General features: G+C 70.4%; 13 protein-coding genes and 1 pseudogene. 8 read left to right on the top strand and 6 right to left on the bottom strand.

Annotation, left to right across the window (positions count from 1 at the left end):
* Positions 1–24: 24 nt before the first annotated feature.
* The gene (locus ACWD26_RS00200; RefSeq protein ID WP_451264547.1) at positions 25–2,082 is read right to left on the bottom strand and encodes a pectinesterase family protein; all 2,058 of its coding nucleotides are present in this window, start codon (positions 2,080–2,082) and stop codon (positions 25–27) included.
* A 394-nt stretch (positions 2,083–2,476) separates the two neighbouring features.
* On the opposite strand from ACWD26_RS00200, the gene ACWD26_RS00205 reads away from it, so the two are divergent.
* The 5 genes from ACWD26_RS00205 to ACWD26_RS00225 all read left to right on the top strand — a co-directional run bounded on the left by ACWD26_RS00205 (position 2,477) and on the right by ACWD26_RS00225 (position 7,597).
* Positions 2,477–3,487, top strand: a complete 1,011-nt coding sequence (locus ACWD26_RS00205) for a substrate-binding domain-containing protein (RefSeq protein WP_451264549.1) — start codon at positions 2,477–2,479, stop codon at positions 3,485–3,487.
* A 298-nt stretch (positions 3,488–3,785) separates the two neighbouring features.
* On the top strand, positions 3,786–6,194 hold the full coding sequence (locus ACWD26_RS00210; RefSeq protein WP_451264551.1) for a sensor histidine kinase: 2,409 nt from the start codon (positions 3,786–3,788) through the stop codon (positions 6,192–6,194).
* Between the two features lie 48 nt (positions 6,195–6,242).
* Positions 6,243–6,671: a roadblock/LC7 domain-containing protein gene (locus ACWD26_RS00215; protein ID WP_020114533.1), complete on the top strand. Its 429-nt coding sequence runs from the start codon at positions 6,243–6,245 to the stop codon at positions 6,669–6,671.
* Position 6,672: 1 nt separating this feature from the next.
* Complete coding sequence (locus ACWD26_RS00220) at positions 6,673–7,029, top strand: DUF742 domain-containing protein (RefSeq protein WP_451264554.1); 357 nt, start codon at positions 6,673–6,675, stop codon at positions 7,027–7,029.
* Complete coding sequence (locus tag ACWD26_RS00225; RefSeq protein WP_451264556.1) at positions 7,016–7,597, top strand: GTP-binding protein; 582 nt, start codon at positions 7,016–7,018, stop codon at positions 7,595–7,597. Before ACWD26_RS00220 ends, ACWD26_RS00225 begins: the two co-directional genes overlap by 14 nt.
* Positions 7,598–7,600: 3 nt before the next feature.
* Here ACWD26_RS00225 and ACWD26_RS00230 read toward each other — a convergent pair whose 3' ends face one another.
* The 4 genes from ACWD26_RS00230 to ACWD26_RS00245 all read right to left on the bottom strand — a co-directional run bounded on the left by ACWD26_RS00230 (position 7,601) and on the right by ACWD26_RS00245 (position 12,268).
* Positions 7,601–8,206 (bottom strand): TetR/AcrR family transcriptional regulator, encoded by a 606-nt coding sequence (locus ACWD26_RS00230; RefSeq protein ID WP_451264558.1) that lies wholly within the window; start codon positions 8,204–8,206, stop codon positions 7,601–7,603.
* Between the two features lie 28 nt (positions 8,207–8,234).
* Complete coding sequence (locus ACWD26_RS00235; protein WP_451264560.1) at positions 8,235–10,295, bottom strand: galactose-binding domain-containing protein; 2,061 nt, start codon at positions 10,293–10,295, stop codon at positions 8,235–8,237.
* A gap of 296 nt (positions 10,296–10,591) precedes the next feature.
* Positions 10,592–11,707 carry a LacI family DNA-binding transcriptional regulator gene (locus tag ACWD26_RS00240; RefSeq protein ID WP_451264562.1) on the bottom strand — a complete coding sequence of 372 codons (1,116 nt, stop codon included), beginning with the start codon at positions 11,705–11,707 and terminating at the stop codon, positions 10,592–10,594.
* A gap of 147 nt (positions 11,708–11,854) precedes the next feature.
* A complete protein-coding gene (locus tag ACWD26_RS00245; RefSeq protein ID WP_451264564.1) occupies positions 11,855–12,268 on the bottom strand; it encodes an HGxxPAAW family protein in 414 nt (137 codons plus the stop codon).
* A 116-nt stretch (positions 12,269–12,384) separates the two neighbouring features.
* Between ACWD26_RS00245 and ACWD26_RS00250 the strand changes: the two genes are divergently transcribed.
* The 3 genes and pseudogenes from ACWD26_RS00250 to ACWD26_RS00260 all read left to right on the top strand — a co-directional run bounded on the left by ACWD26_RS00250 (position 12,385) and on the right by ACWD26_RS00260 (position 15,148).
* On the top strand, positions 12,385–12,846 hold the full coding sequence (locus ACWD26_RS00250) for a MarR family winged helix-turn-helix transcriptional regulator (RefSeq protein WP_451264566.1): 462 nt from the start codon (positions 12,385–12,387) through the stop codon (positions 12,844–12,846).
* 234 nt (positions 12,847–13,080) lie between these two features.
* Positions 13,081–13,270 (top strand): annotated as a pseudogene (locus ACWD26_RS00255) (beta-L-arabinofuranosidase domain-containing protein); the annotation flags it as partial.
* A gap of 204 nt (positions 13,271–13,474) precedes the next feature.
* On the top strand, positions 13,475–15,148 hold the full coding sequence (locus ACWD26_RS00260; RefSeq protein ID WP_451264568.1) for a cellulase family glycosylhydrolase: 1,674 nt from the start codon (positions 13,475–13,477) through the stop codon (positions 15,146–15,148).
* A 53-nt stretch (positions 15,149–15,201) separates the two neighbouring features.
* Here ACWD26_RS00260 and ACWD26_RS00265 read toward each other — a convergent pair whose 3' ends face one another.
* Complete coding sequence (locus ACWD26_RS00265) at positions 15,202–18,351, bottom strand: glycoside hydrolase (RefSeq protein WP_451265239.1); 3,150 nt, start codon at positions 18,349–18,351, stop codon at positions 15,202–15,204.
* Positions 18,352–18,394 lie beyond the last annotated feature (43 nt).

The following is an 18,394-nucleotide window of genomic DNA, read 5'->3' on the forward strand; positions in this document are numbered from 1 at the left end:
GGAGCGGTGCGTCTCTGCGCGCGGTCAGGCGCCCGGCGTCCAGCCGCCCAGCCAGTCCGCGACCTCCTGGTCCGCGGCCTGCGCGTCCGTCAGCTGCGGTCGGTCGGCGCTCGCGCCGCCCGACCCCGCGCCGGTGTTCCGGTACTCGGCGAAGCGGTCGTCCTTCCAGGAGAAGCCGCCCATGTCGGACCAGGGCTTGGACTTGATCGCTGCGCTGAGGGTGGAGTTGCGGACCGTGGTCTGCGGGTCGACCGTGGTGTCGCCGCCGGGGTGCCAGTTGCGGCCGAGGAAGAAGCTCGCGTCGGACACGTCACCGTTGACGGTGGACCGGTTGATGAGGATGCCCTTGCGGTTGCCGGGTGTGCTGGGTGCGGTGATGTACCCGGCGGAGGTGCCGTCCCAGCGCTTCTTCAGGGTGATGATCGACTGGTCGACGACGGCGGTGGCCCGGCCGAAGATGAAGTCGACGTTGCCCGTGATGTACGAGTTGGTGATGTAGACCCGGCCGAGCTTGTCCTTGGCCGCGCTCTCCAGCTCCAGGGTGTCCTGGTCGCCGTTGACGATGAGACTGTCGAGGACGATGCGGTCGGCCTGCGTCAGCAGCGCCACCGCCTGGTGGCCGGAGAGGCTCTGGTTGGCCTTCTCGTCGAAGTCGTTGGTGACGGTGAGGTTGCGTACCTGGGAGTCGTCGGACTGGATGGACACGGTCGCGCTGCCCGGCGTGCCGTAGGTGCCCGAGCCGTCCGGCTTCTGCATCCCGGAGGCGTTGCCGTACACGATCGTCGTGTCCTTGCGGCTGCCGCCCGAGCCCTGGATGGTGACGTGCGGCTTGTTGGACGGGACCTTGACGACCTCACGGTACGTGCCCGGCGCGACCGAGATCACCACGCGCGCGGTGTTGTTCGCGGGCACCGCGTCGACGGCCTTCTGCACGCTGGTGAACCGGCCGCTGCCGTCCTTGGCGACGGTCAGCGTGGTGGCCGCGGCGGCCTTGGTGGTGGCCGTCGTGCCGATCGAACCACGGGGTCCCGCACCGGACTTGAGGAGGGCGGGGACGTCGGCCGCCTTGTCGAGGGTGTAGCCGTAGTACGTCTTCGGGTCGAAGGCGGTGCCGCCGCTCTCGTTGCGGCCGGAGGTGCCGGAGAAGACGTTGCCGCGCTGGACCAGGGCGGCCGTGGAGTCCTTGGTGACCGGGTTCCTCAGGCCCTGGAAGTAGCTGTTCTCCAGCACCATCCTGGTGTTGCCGCGCGCGTAGTTGCCGTACGACGAGGTGATGTCCGTGCCGGACACGTCCTCCAGGAAGTTGTTGTACAGGTGCGCGTGGGCCACGTTGTCGGTGGACGGGTTGCGCTGTTCCGTCTCGCGGAACCAGTTGTGGTGGATCGTCAGGTCGGCGGTGGTGTTGGTGGTCCAGCCGATGCCGAAGGTCTTGTTGTTCTGGCTCAGCTTGTTCCAGGAGACCGTGACGTAGGTGGTGTCCTTGCGGCTGTCGATGAGGCCGTCCGCCATGTGCCGCAGGTCGTTGTGGTCGATCCAGACGTGGTGGGCGCCGTCCATCTGGATGGCGTCGAAGTCGTGGTCCTTGTCGTTCCAGGTGCCCTGGTAGGAGTCCCGGATCGTCAGGTTGCGGATGATGACGTTGTGGACGCCCGAGCCGAGGAAGAAGCCGCCGCCCACGATGTGGCCGGAGGTCCCGGAGCCGACGATCGTCTTGTCCGAGGCGACCTTGATCTCCTTGCCCACCGGGTTCATGTTGATCGTCGCGGCCACGACGATGACGTACGGCTCGGCGGCGGTCGCGTACTTCTCCAGGTCGGCCAGGGTCTTCACGGTGACCGTCCTGCCGTCGCGGCCGCCGTAGGTCCCGTTCTGGCCGAGCGCGTTCACCGAGGCGAAGCCGTCGGCGGACTCGGCCGCCCAGGCGGAGGTGGCCGCCGCGGCTCGGGGCTGGGCGTCCTCGCCGAACACACCGAAGACCGTGCCGTAGGCCATGGTTCCGGCGACCGCCAGGGACAGGGGGACACCGGCCACGAGCGCGGTCTTCCTTCTGCGGTGGCGGGCCTTGCCGTGATTCTCGCTCACGCGTCGCTTCCGTTCCGTGCGGGGGATGGTCGTCAGCGGGGCAGTCGCCGCCGGAGGGGCGGAGGTTGCCGCCTTCGGGCGCGAATTTCGGCCAGGAGAACAGAACTTCGCTTCGGGACCGGAATTGGCTGAGAATCGATCCCCGGGCCCGGAGTGGAACGGTCCATGTCACTTGTCACGGGCCTGTGGCGGCCGTTGACACGTGTGTGCAGGTCAGCGCCGGGCAGTCACAGCAGTACATCGTTTTTGTTGTTCACTTGACTACCGGGCGTCACACGCGATTGGCTCCGCCCAGCGAAAGTCAGCCAGTCACCGCACGTCATCGCGGTGATGATGGCCGCTTCGCTCTCCCCAGACGTCCCACCCCGGTCGCACAGCGAGGTGCCGCGCCCCCATGAACCCGCCCCCAGCGCCCCACAGAATCCTCACCGCCTTCCGCGTCACCGCGCTCGCCGCCGCCGTCAGCCTGACCGTCGCCGGCTGCTCGGTGTTCGGCGGATCGGCGTCTGATTCGGACATGGACGCGTCGGGTGCCTTGGGCGGCGGGATGAAGGTCGCGCTGATCACGCACAGCGCCGAGGGCGACGCCTTCTGGGACCTGGTCCGCAAGGGAGCGGAGGTCGCGGCCGCGAAGGACGGCATAGAGCTGACCTTCGTCAGCGACCCGGACGCCGCCGGGCAGGCCCAGCTGGTACGGGACGCGATCGCCGACAAGGTCGACGGCATCGCGGTGACCCTGGCCAAGCCGCGGGCGATGCAGGGCGCGGTCGCCGAGGCCCGCGCCGCCGGCATACCCGTGGTGGCCCTCAACTCCGGCATCGACGCGTGGCAGGCGCAGGGGCTGCTCGGCTTCTACGGCCAGGACGAGAGCGTCGCGGGCCGGGCGCTCGGCGACGAACTCGACGCCCGCGCCGCCAAGCACGCCCTGTGCGTCATCCACGAGCGCGGCAACGTCGCCGTGGAGGCCCGCTGCGCCGGCGTACGGAAGACCTTCGGCGGCCGGACAGAGAACCTCTACGTGGACGGCACCGACATGGACGCGGTGACCGACTCGATCACCGCCAAGCTCCGCCAGGACCCGACCATCGACGAGGTCGTCACGCTCGGGGCGCAGTTCGCGCTCGCCGCCGTGGACTCGGTCGACGAAGCGGGCAGCAAGGCCCAGGTCGCCACCTTCGACCTCAACAAGGACCTGGTCCAGGCCGTGAAGAGCGGTGACGTCCAGTTCGCGGTGGACCAGCAGCCGTACCTCCAGGGCTATCTCGCGGTGGACGGGCTCTGGCTCTACAGGACCAACGGAAACACCAGCGGCGGCGGTGTCGAGCCCGTGCTCACCGGTCCCGCGTTCGTGACCAGGAAGAACATCGCCGGCATCGCGAAGTTCGCGGCGAACGGGACCCGTTGACGGGACGCGGCCGGCCTCCCGCGAGGTCTCCGGCGGGCCGAGGCATCCGGGCCGCCGGACGGACAAACGGAACCTTCCGTTCGGGCATGACCGTGGTGCGGAACCCAAGCATCCGGAACGGTCGTGTAACGGCGACGCCAAACTTCTGACCACCCCTGCGACGTGCGCTCACTTGTACGGATAACATCCTGCGCATCCCCTGTGCGCTGTACCGACAGGTGTTCAGCCACCCATCTCGGCCCCCTGTCGCCCCGTCCCCCGATCCCTTCCGCTCCCCGCCAACCGCCCAAGGACGACGATGCCCCCACGGACCGGCGCCCGGCGCCGTCTCGGCTCCATACGTCTCTCGCTGATCCTCCTGGCTCTGATCCCCAGCGTCACCCTCGCCGCCAGCTGGGCCGTGACGACGACCCAGATGTTCTCGGAGGGGCTGCGGCTGCGGGCGCAGACCGGACTGAGCAAGTCCACCGGCGCCATGGGCACCGACGCGACCCTCGCCCTGCAGCGCGAGCGGGCCCTGTCGGCCGCCTACATGGCCGCCCCCGGCAGCTCCATGGACGCCCTGGAGCAGCAGCGCAGGGAGACCGACAGGGCGGTCGCCAAACTGGACCGCCGCGCGAGCGAGATCGAGGAAGCCCCCGACCGCATCGGCGACCAGCTGTACTCGGTCATGGGCGGGTCGAACAGCCTGGAGTACTACCGCGACCAGGTGGACAGCCCCACCGACATCACGCCCGAGCAGATCCTCGACCACTACAGCTCGATCATCGACGGCCAGATCCACGCCTTCCAGGCGCTCTCCCAGGTCGACGACGGCGACCTCACCTCGCAGGCCGGTCCGCTCGTCACCCTCGGACAGGCCGCCGAACTGGTCTCCCAGGAGGACGCGCTCCTGACCCTCAACTGGCCCTCGGGACAGCTCGACGAGCCGAACCGGGACCGCTTCGCCCAGGTGGTCAACGCCCGCCGCTGGCTCGTCGACAACCAGCTCGTGCCCTCGCTGGAGGGCGAGGTGAAGAGCGAGGTCGAGCGGATCGTCCAGGGCAAGGACTGGCAGGCGCTGCAGGCCGTGGAGGACCAGGTCCTCTCGGCCCACACCACGGGCACCGGGAACGGCCGGAAGACCAGGCTGCCGGAGTCCCAGGCGCGCTGGAACGACGCGATGGCGAAACTGTCCGCCCAGTACGAGCAGTTGATCCGGGCACAGACCAAGGGGCTGCTGGACCGCAGTGGTGAGGAGGCGCGCGGGCTGCTGATCAAGGCCGGCTCGCTGAGCGCCGCCGGACTCGCCGCGCTGCTGCTGTGCGTCATGATGTCCTGGCGGATCACCCGCTCCCTGTCCCGCCGCCTCACCGGCCTCAGGACCGCCACCCTCAGCCTCGCCGAGGAACGGCTGCCCGACGTCGTGGCCCGCCTCGACCGGGGCGAGAAGATCGACGTCGACACCGCCGCGGCCCCGCTCGACTACGGCACCGACGAACTCGGCCAGGTCGCCAAGGCGTTCAACGCCGCCCAGCGCACCGCCGTGCACACCGCCGTCGAACTCGCCGACACCCGGCGCGGCTTCCAGCGCGTCATCCTCGGCATCGCCCGGCAGAGCCAGAACCTGGTCAACCTCCAGCTCAGCAAGCTCGACAAGCTGGAGCGCCAGCACCAGGACCCGGAGATCCTCAAGGGCCTGTACGAACTGGACTCCACCGCCAGCCAGCTGCGCCGCTACGAGGAGAACCTGGTCATCATCAGCGGCGAGCGGCCCGGCCGCAGCTGGACCGAACCGGTCGCGCTGATCGACATCCTGCGCAGCGCCGTCGGCGAGGTCGCCGAGTACCAGCGGGTGGAGGTGCACACCGACGACGACGTGTGGATCGCCCCGCCCGCCGTCGCCGACGTGATCCACCTCCTCGCCGAGCTCATCGACAACGCCACCTCGTACTCGCCCGCGCCCAGCCCGGTGAGCGTCCGCGCCGCGACGGTCGCCAAGGGCCTCGCCCTGGAGGTCGAGGACCGCGGACTCGGCATGTCCGAGGACGACTACGCCGCGTTCAACGCCCAGCTCGCCGTGCCCCCGCAGTTCGACGTCGTGGCCCTCGCCGACGACCTCCGGCTCGGCATGTTCGTCGTCGCCCGCCTCGCCACCCGGCACGGCATCACGGTCACCCTGCGCGCCTCGCCCTACGGCGGCACCACCGCGATCGTGCTCATCCCGGACGAGATCGTGGTGCGCGAGGCCCCCGCCCCCGGCGAGGACGGCACCGACACGGCCGAACCGCCGGCCCGCACCTCGCTGGTGGCCGCACGGGTCGCCGCCGCGGCCGAGTCCGCACCCGAGCCCGTACGGCAGGACCCGGACCCTACGCCGGAGGAACGGCCCGTCACGCACGGGCACACCGCCGATGCCGCCGAGGACGGGAACGGGAGACAGCCGGCCGCCGCCAGGAAGCCTCCGGCCGCGAAGAAGGGCGGCCTGATGCCGTTGCCCCGCCGGATCCCGCAGACCAGTCTGGCGGCGGAGCTGAAGGAGGACGCGGACCCCTGCCCGGACGGCGACGCCGACGACTTCACCGCCGAGCGCGCGGCCTCCTCGCTGGCCGGATTCCAGCGCGGAACGCTCCAGGCACGTGACGACGACGCGGAAGCCGAGTACGCCCCGGGGGAGGAATCCGCATCCGAAGACCCAGGAGACCGAGTCCCCGCCTCCGGCACCTGACGTCCCCCCGACTCCCTCCCCCGCAGACCGCTCATGAAGGACACACAGATGACACGCCCCATCCCCGCCACGCACAGCCAGCTCGACCAGCTGCTCACCGGACTGGTGGACCGGGTCGCCGAGGTCGACCACGCCGTCGTGCTCTCCGAGGACGGACTGGTCGTCAGCAAGTCCACCGCGTTCCTGCGCGACGACGCCGAGCGGTTGGCTGCGACCGCGTCCGGGCTGATGAGCCTCAGCAAGGGCGTCAGCATGGACTTCCGCGGCGGCCCCGTGCGCCAGCTGCTCATCGAGATGGGCAACGCCTTCCTGATCCTCACCAACGCCGGGCCCGGCGCCAACCTCGCCGTGCTGACCCGGCAGGGCGCGGACGTGGGCGTGGTCGCGTACCAGATGAACATGCTGGTGAAGAAGATCGGCGAGCACCTCAGCGCGGCACCGCGTGCCGGTGTCGTCGCGGCCGACAGCGGCGAGTGAGGTGAACGGAGGCGATGCGGCGGGCCGGCTGGTTCGCCCGTTCACCCTGACGGGCGGCCGGACCCGGCCCGCTCGTGGCGACTTCACCCTGATCACCATGGTGGTGGCGGTGGACCCGCAGCCGGCCGGGGGCACCCGGCCGCAGCCGGAGCACGCGCGGATCCTCAAGCTCGGCGCGAAGCCGATCGTGGTCGCGGAGCTGGCCAGCAAGCTCGACCTCCCGGTGAGCGTGGTCGCCATCATGCTCTGCGACCTGCTGGAAGCGGGCCGCATCAGCGTGCGCCAGCCGCGCCTGATCTCCCGCGCCCCCGACCTGGACCTGCTGAAGAAAGTGAGGGACGGCCTTGGCCGGCTCTGACCCCACCCCCCAGGGGATCGCGGCTCCCGACACGGTGAAGATCCTCATCGCCGGGGGATTCGGTGTCGGGAAGACGACCATGGTCGGGTCGGTCAGCGAGATCGTCCCGCTGCGCACCGAGGAACCCCTCACCACCGCCGGTCTCGGCGTCGACGACCTCGACGGCATCCCGGACAAGCACGCCACCACGGTGGCCCTCGACTTCGGCCGGATCAGCATCGGCCAGGACCTCGTGCTGTATCTGTTCGGCACGCCCGGGCAGCAGCGGTTCTGGTTCATGTGGAACGACCTCGCGATCGGCGCCCTCGGCGCCGTCGTCCTGGTCGACGTGCGCCGGCCCGAGTCCAGCTTCGCAGCCATCGACTTCTTCGAGCGCCGCAAGATCCCGTTCGTCATCGGCGTCAACGGCTTCCACGGCGAACACCCCTACGAGCCGGAGGTGATCCGGGAGTCGCTGGCCCTGCCCGAGAACACCCCCGTGCTGCTCTTCGACGCCCGGGAGCGCACCTCCTGCCGTGACGTCCTGATCGCCCTGCTCGACCAGCTGATCGCCGCCTCGGCCCGCTGAGGCCTACGGGCGGATCTCCTCGCGCACCAGGCCGGCCACGTGGTCGACGATCGTGTCGAGGACGTCCGCCCAGGCCGCGTCGGCGCCCAGCACCAGGTAGTTCAGGGTCAGGCCGTCCGTCATGGCGGCCAGGTAGCGGGCCAGGACCGGGACGGGCACGGTCAGTTCGAATCCCGTGGTCACGCGCAGCTGCTCGATCAGGTCGGCGTAGGTCTCGCAGTACATCTCGTACTGCCGCCGCGCCAGATGCTCGAACCCCGGCTCCCTGAGGGCGTACTGGGCCAGCTCGTAGGTGAGCATGTGCTCGCCCGGGTGGGCGGAGACATGGTCCCAGTACGCCTGGAAACCGGCCCGGACGGTCTCCCTGAGCGTCTCCCGCGGCCGGATCGCCTCCCGCACCAGCGTCACGTAGTGCCCGGTGATGGTGGTGATCACGGACTCGAGCAGCTCCTGCTTCGACTCGAAGCAGTAGTGGAAGACACTCAGCGACACGCCCGCCTCGGCCGCGATGGACCGGGTCGTCGTCCTGGGGACGCCGTCCCGGGTCATCGCGCGGATCGCCGCCTCGGTCAGCTGTCTGCGTCGTTCGGCCGACGGCAGGCGTGCCATGTGGATTCCTTTCCCCCGTTTCGTGCGGTCAGCTGCTGTAGACGCCGACCTCGTAGAGGGAGTAACCCCAGTCCGTGCCGCGGTCGGTCCCCAGCATCCGAACATATCTGGCCGTCACACCGGCGAACGTGGCCGTGTCCAGGCCGCCGTCGCCCGAGGTGGTGGACCACACGGTCTTCCACGTCGAACCGTCGGTCGAGACGTCGATCTGGTACGCCTTGCCGTAGGCACGCTCCCAGTCGAGGGTGACCTTCTTGACGACGCGCGAGGAGCCGAGGTCCAGCCTCAGCCACTGGCTGTCGCTCCAGTCGCTCGCCCAGCGGGTGCCGCCGTCACCGTCCACCGCCCGGCCGGGCTGGTAGCTGGTGACGGGGTTCGACTCCGACGAACTGGCCGTCGCCGCCACGCCCTTGGCGAGGTTCACGCCCGCCTGGTGGGCCTCGGAGGAGCCCCACGTGTCGAGGTAGGACTCGGCGCCCTTGAAGAGGTCGTCCACGACGCCCTGACCACCGACGAGCCGGATGTCCTCGATCCAGTCCGGGACCATGCCGACATGCGCGGCACCGTCGGTGTTGTAGTTCCACGTGCGCTGACCCGTGGTCTGCTTGTCGATCGTGGAGCCGCCGTCGACGCTCTTGAAGGGGTACGTCACCGGGTGCGAGGCGTCGGCGCCGCGCGGGGCCGGGTGGTCGCCGATGCCGTTGAAGTCGGTGCCGTAGCCGTAGCCCACGTCGTACTTCGTACGCAGCGCGTCCGTGCGCTCGGCCTCCTCGCTGAACTCCTCGGAGCCGTGCATGTACTGGGCGACGAAACCGCCGAGGGAGTAGACCCGCTCGGTCCAGTTCAGGTCCATCCAGCTGTGCGAGGACAGCACGCCCGGGTACGAGGCGGCCTCGAACATGTCCAGGACCTGGCCGGTGGCCTTGACGCTCATGTGGTCGATCTCGAGCATCATCTTGCGCTTCATCATGCCCTGCACGGCGTACTCGCCCAGGTCGGTGAGCCCGCGCACATTGCACTGCGCGTCCTCGTCGTACTCCGGGACCTCGGTGCCCGCCGGCAGGTCCTCCTCGGCCTCCGTGGACGCCTCACCGATCGGGTTGTCCTTCTGCGGGCCCTTGCACTTCTCCGTCTGCCAGAAGGTGCCGGTCGACAGGAACTGGCCGACGTTGATCGCCGTACCGAGACCGTGCTCGTCGAAGCGGACACCGCACAGCGCGTTGTCGAACTTGTGGCACAGGAACATGCTGCGCACACCCAGGTCGTACAGCTCGTCGAGGCCCTTGTCGATGTCCTCCTTGCCGCACTGCGGGATGTCGAGGATCTGCTTGCAGCCGAACGGCTCGGAGGTCTCCACCCCGAGGACGACGGCGAGCTTGCCCTGCTTGATGACCTCACGGGCCTGCGCGCTGTCGGTGACGATCCGGAACCAGCCCTTGCCGGCGCCGCCGTACTGCTTGTCGATGTAGTCCTGCAGGTCGTACGTCAGCTTCGCCTGCAGCCGGATCGAGGTCATCTCGTCGCAACCACGGTCCTTGAACGGGTAGATCGAGCAGATCATCCCGTTGGTGACCAGGTCGTTGACCAGCACCCGCTGGCCGCCGCGCCAGGCGCGCTCGATCCAGGCGTAGTAGTTGGCCTGGTGGGTCATCGAGTCGTACGCCGGCCAGTCCTTGAACGTCGGGTAGCCGACCGGGTCGTGCTTGCCGTCGCCGCCGTGGGTGATGTAGTCGAAGATCGCGAGGCTGCCGTCGGGGTAGTGCTCGGGGCAGTCCTTCAGCGCGTCGGCGATGCCGGACGTCGAGAAGACCTTGCCGCAGATGAGCCGGCCGCCGAACGCCTCGTTGGAGAACAGGTGGTTGTGCGCGTCGACGAACCCGCGTACGTCGCCCGCCGAGTCGGTCCCCTTGAACGGCTCGCCCGTCACGTTGATCTGGGAGTCGGGCGACGGCCGGGAGGTGGGCAGCCACCAGTCGCCGGTCGCGGCCGAACTCGACGACGGGCTGAGCAGCATGCCCATCGCGGTGAGGAACAGCGCCAGCACCATGAGGGGTCTGCGTCTGCGGTGGGCGCGTGGAGTTGTGGTCATCACTCACGTCCTCGGTCGGGGGGACGCACGGTCGATGGGCCAGACCGTTCCGGGACGCGTGAACACCCACGACGCCTGAGGGCCTGCCCGGGCCCGATTGTCATGGCTGGCACAAGCGATGTGACGAGAATCGCCACTGGGCTGACCCGAGTCAATAGTCCGGGACGGTTGACCTGATGGCACTCTCGGCTTTACGGCGGGATGACGCCACGTCACATTCCTGTGAAGGTACGGAGGTTGGTCCGGGACGGGCGGCCCGTCTCGGGCCCCGGACGTTCACCGAGGGGTGGATACGTTCACGAAAGCGCCCGTACCGACTGACGGATCACCAACTGCGTGCTCAGTACGACGTGGTCGTCGCCCCCGAGGCGCTCCTCGCGCTCCAACGCCAACCGGACCGCCGTACGCCCCAGATCCTCGTACGGCACCCGCACCGTGGTCAGCGCGGGGGAGAGGTCGGCGGCGAACGGGACGTCGTCGAAGCCGACCACGGAGACGTCGCCCGGGACCTTGAGACCGGCCTCGCGCAGCGCGGCCAGCGCGCCCGTGGCCACCATGTCGGTGCCCGCGAAGACCGCCGTGAACTCCAGGCCGGCCGCCAGCGCGTCCCGGGTGCGCTGATAGCCCGAGACCCGGGTGTACGGGCCGGGCAGCTCCAACTCCGCCAGGTGCGCCACCCCGTGGGCGCGCAGGGCGTGCAGGAAGCCGTCCCGGCGCTGCTCGGTCGTGCTCAACCCGCGCTCCCCGCACAGGAAGAGGACGCGCCGGTGCCCGGCGGTCAGCAGATGGTCGGTGGCCTGGAAGGCGCCGCCCCGGTTGTCGTACTGCACCACCGTGACCGGTAGATCGCCGGGCAGTGGCGGGCGGCCCACCAGCACGAGCCGGGAGCCCGCCGCGTCCAGCGCCGTCGCGTACTCGGCCATGCGCCGCTGGTACGCCTCGTCCTGCGGGGCCCCGCCGACGAGGAGGACGGCGGCCGCGTGCTGCTCGCGCATCAGCTGGACCAGGGCGTCCTCACGGGCCGCGTCGTCGTGCGTGGCGCACACCAGGCTCAGCCGGCCGCGTTCGGCGGCCGCCTGCTCCACACCTGCGGCGACATGGGCGAGGGAGGGGCCGGTGATGTCCTTCATGACCAGGGCGACCGGGCCGGCGACCCGGCCGGAGAGCGCCTTGGCGTGCACGTTCACCACGTAGTGCAGCGACTCGACCGCCGCCATGACCCGGGCCCTCGTCTCCGTGGAGACCGGGTAGTTCCCGGCGAGCGTGCGGGAAACGGTTGCTACGGAGACCCCGGCCTGCGCGGCGACATCCCGAATCGTGCTGGGCCGCTCGCCGCCCGTGGTGCTGCTCCGTCGACGCCTGGCCCCGTTGGGTTCGGGGCTGTTTCGGCGACCGTTTTCATTGACCGTCACGGTTCGACGTTACTGCATGGGAGGCTGATCGCGGGGCGTGGTTCGGTAACCGGGGCCACTGGAAGTGGTAAGCGTTTACTGGACGACGCCGGGCCGAACTCCTCCAGGGTTGCGGTGGCCTGTCCGGCGGGGCTCCGTTCGGAGCGGTCAGGACGACGGGTCGCCCGCCGAGACCGTGGCGGTCGCGGTGCCGGTGGTGCCGGCGGCTTCGGGGCTGACGGTCGGTCCCGGTACGGCCGGGGCCGGTACGGAGGGGAGCGGGGCCGGGGTGCGGCGGCGGCCGGCCAGGCGGCAGCCGAGGCACTCCCCGTGGCCGCCGCGGGCGGCGGGGTCGCGGACCCAGGGGCTCCACTGGTCCCGGGGGCGGGGCCCGGGTGGCTTGCCCCAGCCGGCGAGGTGGAGGACCCAGGTGACCAGGAGCGCCAGTACCGAGAGGGCGGCCCCCAGGGTGAACCCCGGTGACCAGCCGCAGACGCCCAGGCCGAGCGCCGTGGCGCCGACCGTGCCGAGGGCGGTGCCGGTCCAGCCGGCCACGGTGTGGCCGTCGTCGTGAAGACTCACGTCTCTGCTCCCCTCGCGCGCCGTGCCGAGCCACGGCACGGCGCAGCCACGCCGACGGCGCCGGACTATGATGTCTTAGCAACTAAGGAATCTAGCGTGCCTCGGAGGCGAGTTCAATGGAGGCCGATCGCCGTCCCACCGTCCCGGAGGCCATCAGTGCCATGGACGGCCTGATCGCGACGATGATCGTCGGCCAGCAGGAGTTCGCCCGGACTCTCGGTCTGAGCGTCACGGACCTCGTCTGCTTCGCGTATGTCCTTCAGGCCGGGGACGCCCCGGTCGCCGCCGGCGATCTGGCCGCGCGCGCACATGTCACCACGGGGGCGGTGACCGGCATCCTCAACCGCCTGGAGCGCGGCGGCTTCGTGACCCGGCAGCCGGACCCGGCCGACCGGCGCCGGGTCCGCGTGGTCGCGGTCCCCGACGCCGCCGAGCGGGTGGTCGCCGTCTACGGCCCGTTCTACGCCCGCCTCGCCGAACTCTTCGCCCAGTACTCGGCCGACGAACTGGCCCTGCTCACCGACTGGTTCACGCGCGCGGGAGAGCTGGCGCGCGGCTATCTGGACGAGTCCTGTTAGGCGGCTGTCCGGCGGCGCCTGGCGGCGCCCCGGCCTCCTTGCGACGGGAGAGGGTTCAGGGCAGGCGCGGGGCGGACCAGGCGGCGTCGTCGAGTGCCAGGTGGCGGTCGAGGGCGTCGCGGGTCGGGAGAGGGGGGACGTCCTTCCTGGTGCCGCGCGTCGCGGCGGCCAGGAGGTGGTTCCGCGAGCGCGGCTACGCCGCCGACGACGTGGAGAACGAACTCGACATCCGCTGCGTGGCGCAACTTCTGGGGCATGGTCGTCGGCGCCCCGGACCTACAGCCTGGGCGGCACCGGACAGGGCGAGATGTTCAAGGCCCGGGGAGCCGTCGCGGCCACGCTCGACGACAAGAACGCCGAGACCTGCGCGACGTACAACATGCTCAAGCTGAGCCGGCGGCTGTTTTTCCGGGAGCCCGCCCCGGTCCGTGGGTGGCCGAGGGACGGTTCTCCGGAGCCGAGCGGGACGCGGTCGTCGCTGCGGCGGTCCGGGCCGACCCGAGGCGCTGAACGTCGCACGGAGGGTTGACGTGTACGTGTCGGAATGGGTTCATGGGAGCGCTCCCATTGGCATCCCCCCACTCTCGACGCCTGAGCTTCTCGGCGCTCACCCCCACCTGGAGTCGCAATGAGAACGACAACGAGCCCACCGCGGCACACCCCCTTGGGCACCCTCCTGGCCGGACTCGCGAGCATGGTCGGGCTCGCGCTCCTCGGAGTCCTCGCCCCGGCCGTGGCCCAGGCCCAGTCGGCGCCCGGGACGCGAGCGACCGGCCTGCACATCAGTGACGGCCGGCTGCTGGAGGCCAATGGCAACGATTTCGTGATGCGCGGCGTCAACCACGCCCACACCTGGTACCCGGGCGAGACGCAGTCGCTGGCCGACATCAAGGCGCTGGGCGCCAATACCGTCCGCGTCGTCCTCTCCGACGGGCACCGCTGGACCGAGAACAGCCCGGCCGACGTGGCGAACGTGGTCGCCCAGTGCAAGGCCAACCGGCTCATCTGCGTCCTGGAGGTGCACGACACCACCGGATACGGCGAGGAGGCCGCGGCCGGGACGCTCGACCACGCCGCCGACTACTGGATCGGCCTCAAGGACGTGCTCGCCGGCGAGGAGAACTACGTCATCGTCAACATCGGCAACGAGCCCTGGGGCAACACCAACCCCCAGGGCTGGACCGCCCCCACCATTGCTGCCGTGCAGAAGCTGAGGGCCGCCGGTTTCGAGCACACGATCATGGTGGACGCGCCCAACTGGGGCCAGGACTGGCAGGGCGTCATGCGGGCCAACGCCCAGTCCGTCTACGACGCCGACACCACCGGCAACCTGATCTTCTCGATCCACATGTACAGCGTCTTCGACACGGCCGCCGAGATCACCGACTACCTGGGCGCCTTCGTGAACGCCGGACTGCCCCTGCTCATCGGCGAGTTCGGCGGCCCCGCCGACCAGTGGGGCGATCCGGACGAGGACACCATGATGGCCACCGCCGAGCAGCTCGACCTCGGCTATCTCGCCTGGTCCTGGAGCGGCAACACCGACCCGGTCCTCGACCTGTCGATCGGCTTCGACCCCACGCGCCTCAGCTCCTGGGGGCAGCGCATCTTCAACGGCGCCAACGGCATCGCGCGGACCGCCGAGGAAGCCACGATCTTCGACGGCGGCGCCCCGGGTGACACCCAGGCCCCGACCACCCCCGGCACCCCAGCCGCCTCCGCCGTGACGGCCACGACCGCCGCGCTCTCCTGGACCGCCGCCACCGACAACGTCGGCGTCACCGGCTACGACATCGTCCGGATCAGCGGCTCCACCGAGACCAGGCTGGCGGGCTCCACCACCAACTCCGTCACCCTGACCGGCCTCACCGCCGACACCGCCTACACCTTCGCCGTCTACGCCCGGGACGCGGCCGGCAACCGGTCCGCCCGCTCGGCCACCGTGAACGTCACCACCGAGGAGGGCGGCAGTACACCCGGCGGGAACTGCTCCGTCGCCTACCGCGCCACCAACGAGTGGCAGGGCGGCTTCCAGGGCGAGATCGTCATCCGCAACACCGGCACCACGGCCGTCAGCGGCTGGACCCTCGCCTTCGGCTTCGCCGACGGCCAGGCCATCACCAACATGTGGGGCGGGACCGCCACGCAGAGCGGTGGTGCGGTGAGCGTGAAACCCGCCTCCTACACCTCCACCATCCCGGCCGCGGGCTCCGTGACGGTCGGGTTCATCGGGAGCAAGGGCGCCACCAACACCGCACCGACCGCGTTCACGCTCAACGGGGCTGCCTGCGCGAGCAGTTGACCCGGGACGTGCGCCGACCCGGCGGGGACCGTCACCGGCCCCCGCCGGCCGCTTCAGCGCCGTACGAGCTCGATCCGGTACTCACGGGTCTGCGCACCGTCCTCGCCGGTCACCGTGACGACGGCCGTGGTCCGGCCGGTCCGGTCCACGGTGACGGTCGCGTACGGGTCGCGGGCCGTCGCCGTGACCGCCGCCCGGCTCGGATCGCCGGTGACGACCCGGTAGGCGGTGGTGTCGGGGTCGAAGGACGCGATCGGCTTTCCGGCGACCTCCACGGAGTCCGCGGCGGCGTCCGAGGAGACGCCGGGGGTCCTGGCGTACACCTCGATCTCGCTCATGGTGATGTAGCCGCCCTGACGTGCGGTCATGACCACGCGTACGCCGGTCGCCGGGCCCGCGTCGAGCGGGACGTCGACGACCGGTGTGCCCTCGGTGCCGACCGCGACGGGGTCGCCCGCGTCGGTCCACGGACCGTTCTCGGAGGCTCGGACCTGCACCTGCAGGCTCTCGGGGAAGGACGTGTTGGTCCCGTCCCGGTGGAAGTGGGCGACGACACGGTTCAGGTCGCGGGCCTTCGGCAGGGTGAAGGTGACGGTGTCGGACGGGTTCTTGGTGCCCGACCTCCAGTTGGACCAGGCCTTCTCGGCGGTGTTGCCGTTGCGCAGGCGCTCGGCGGAGTAGCCGCTCTCGGTGAACGTGGCACCCACCGAGACGTTCGGGTCGGTCGCGATGTTGGCTTCCGTGGCCTCGGTGACCTGGACGCGTACCGTCGCGTCGACCGTGCCGCCGTCGACGACCTCCGCCGTGCCGGACAGCGTCACGACGCCGGTCCTGTCGAACGCCGCGTCGGGTGCCGCGTCCCAGGTGACCGGGAGCGTGGTCCGGCCGCCGTGCCTGCCGAGGCCGACGACCGTCGTCGGGAGCTCCGGCGCGCCGCCCACGTAGGTCTTGGCGCGGCCGGGGACCGTCGAGGCGATGGTGTCGACGGTGACGACGGCCTTGGCGGGGATCTTCCGGCCGAGGGCGTCGGTCGCCTCACCCGTCACGCGCACGGTCCCCGGTCTGCTCCACCTACGGTCCGACGGCAGCTCCCACACGACGGGCAGGGCGCCCCGGGCGCCGTCCCGGAACACCGGAGTCACCGTGTCCGGCATCTTCGGCCGCAGCCCGGGGACGGTGAACGCCTCGGCCCGCTCGGTGCGCAGCACGGTCTCGTCGGTCACGGTCCAGCGCTGGTTGGCCGCCGAGGTCGGCGTGTACGTCGCGACTGCGGCGCCGTCCGCCGACGACTGCCCGGTGACGTCGACGAGACGCCCGGTGGCGGCGTTCACGAAGGTCCAACTGCCGTCACCCGTGGTCGACATGATCCACTGCGCGGCTTCGGGGACCGCACCGCCGGCCGGCTCTTCCAGGACGGCCCGGTTGTCGCGTACGGCGAGCCGCTTGCCGGTGCCGGCGTTGGTGAGCGCGTAGCGCTCGCGGTTGTCGGTGCCCGAGGTCAGCTGCTCCACGGACCACAGCTGCCGGGCGCTGCTCGGGTCGGTCGTGCGGATGACCACGCCGGTGCCGTCCTCCGACGGGGCCAGGGACTTGCCGCTCTGTGCGCCCTGGAGCCGGTAGACGTGGTCGTGCTGGACGAGGGCGGCGTCCTTCGCCACGCCGCTGACGCCCTCGACCAGGAAGGTGGTGACGGACTTGGCGGGGACGTCGAGGGTGGCCGACCGGCCGCTCACTCGGACCGGCGTGCCCTCGACGAGGGCGCCCTCGTCGCTCGTCACGACGGGGGTGACGGTGGCACGGGAGGAGACCTTGCCGAAGCGCGAGAGGTCGAGGGTCACCGAGCGCGCGGTCGTGCCGCCGTTGACGTGGACGACGCTGGCCGCCCGGCCGGACTTCTTGACCGCCGCGACGCTGGACGGGTCGTCGACCTTCACGAAGTGGTCGCCGGGGCGGATGTGGTGGGTGAAGTTCCGGATGGTGTGGAACTTGGAGTTGGCCCGGATCGGGCACGTCTCCAGGGTGTCCTCGGCGGTGCAGTTGAACGGGACGTGGATGCTGCCCCAGTTCTTGCCGGCCGCGGCCTGTGGGATGGAGTCCTCGACCGGCTGCCAGAACACCCAGGCGGAGGGCTCCAGTTCACGCATGTCGTCGACCATGCGGGTGGCGATCCCGAGGCCGGGCTCCATGCTGGTGAAGTCGGTGCCGGTGCCCCAGGTGCCCTCGACCTCGCTCATCCAGAGCTTCTTGTCCGCGCCCTTGGCGATGTCACGGGCGCTGGTGCGCATGCCGGTGCCGTAGGTGTGCACGTTGAGCTGGGGGACGGCGGCACGCGCGGAGCTGTCGTACGCGTTCCAGTTCTGGGTGAAGATCGTGGGGTTGGTCTCGTCCATCGCGGAGATCTCGGCGTCGGTCCCCGCGCCCTGGAGTGCCTTGTCGAGTGCGAGGACCACCTTCTGCTGGAGCGCGGGGCCCGCGTGCGCGCCCTCCTGTCGGCCGCCGGTGGGCTGGCCGTCCGCACCGATCTGGGTGCCCCAGTAGTTGGTGTTGGGCTCGTTCAGCGGGGCGATGGTGTCGAAGTCGATGCCGTGCTGCTTCTCCATCTCCTCGGTCACCCGCACCAGATACGCGGCGAACTCGTCGACGCGGTCCGCACGGATCTGGTCCGTGTTGGCGTCGAAGCCGCCGGAGACATAGCCGCTGACCGTCTGGAACCAGGGCGGCGAGTTGCTGAAAGCCTCCCAGGTGGTGATCTTGTCCTTGATCTGGTCCACCCACCAGCGCTGGCCGGAGTCGGCGTTCCAGTCCCAGTGGTCGGGGTTGTCGGGGTCCCACCACTCCATGTCCTGCCGGGTGGTTCCCTCGGGGGCCTTCCAGAAGCCCTCCATCGTCGCGCCGGCCTTCATGTAGTCCTCGCGGACGTCGGGGGCGTTGCCGCCGCCGATGTTGTAGCGCGCGATGTTGAGCTTCAGACCGTCCTCACCGAACAGCATGTCGACGAGCTGTCTTCGGACGGGCTCGGGGTAGTTGCCCGTGGCGTTGGCGAACCAGACGAGACTCGTGCCCCACCCCTCGAACTCCTGCTGCTGGTACGACGGGTCGATCCGTACGGTGACCGCGCTCGGCGCCGCGGAGGGCGAGGCCGGGGCGTCCGCGGCCGCCGCCGGGGCGGCCATCAGACCGGCGCCGAGCACCAGGGGGACCATGGGCGCCAAGGCCCGGACGATGCGATGTCGTGGAGTCACGACA

This window comes from Streptomyces sp. NPDC002787, from assembly GCF_053592095.1.

Bases quoted from the DNA above. Each gene is read 5' to 3' on its own strand.
- ACWD26_RS00205 (WP_451264549.1), top strand. From the start codon at position 2,477: ATGAACCCGCCCCCAGCGCCCCACAGAATCCTCACCGCCTTCCGCGTC.
- ACWD26_RS00210 (WP_451264551.1), top strand. From the start codon at position 3,786: ATGCCCCCACGGACCGGCGCCCGGCGCCGTCTCGGCTCCATACGTCTC.
- ACWD26_RS00215 (WP_020114533.1), top strand. From the start codon at position 6,243: ATGACACGCCCCATCCCCGCCACGCACAGCCAGCTCGACCAGCTGCTC.
- ACWD26_RS00230 (WP_451264558.1), bottom strand. From the start codon at position 8,206: ATGGCACGCCTGCCGTCGGCCGAACGACGCAGACAGCTGACCGAGGCG.
- ACWD26_RS00235 (WP_451264560.1), bottom strand. From the start codon at position 10,295: ATGACCACAACTCCACGCGCCCACCGCAGACGCAGACCCCTCATGGTG.
- ACWD26_RS00250 (WP_451264566.1), top strand. From the start codon at position 12,385: ATGGAGGCCGATCGCCGTCCCACCGTCCCGGAGGCCATCAGTGCCATG.
- ACWD26_RS00260 (WP_451264568.1), top strand. From the start codon at position 13,475: ATGAGAACGACAACGAGCCCACCGCGGCACACCCCCTTGGGCACCCTC.
- ACWD26_RS00265 (WP_451265239.1), bottom strand. From the start codon at position 18,351: ATGGTCCCCCTGGTGCTCGGCGCCGGTCTGATGGCCGCCCCGGCGGCG.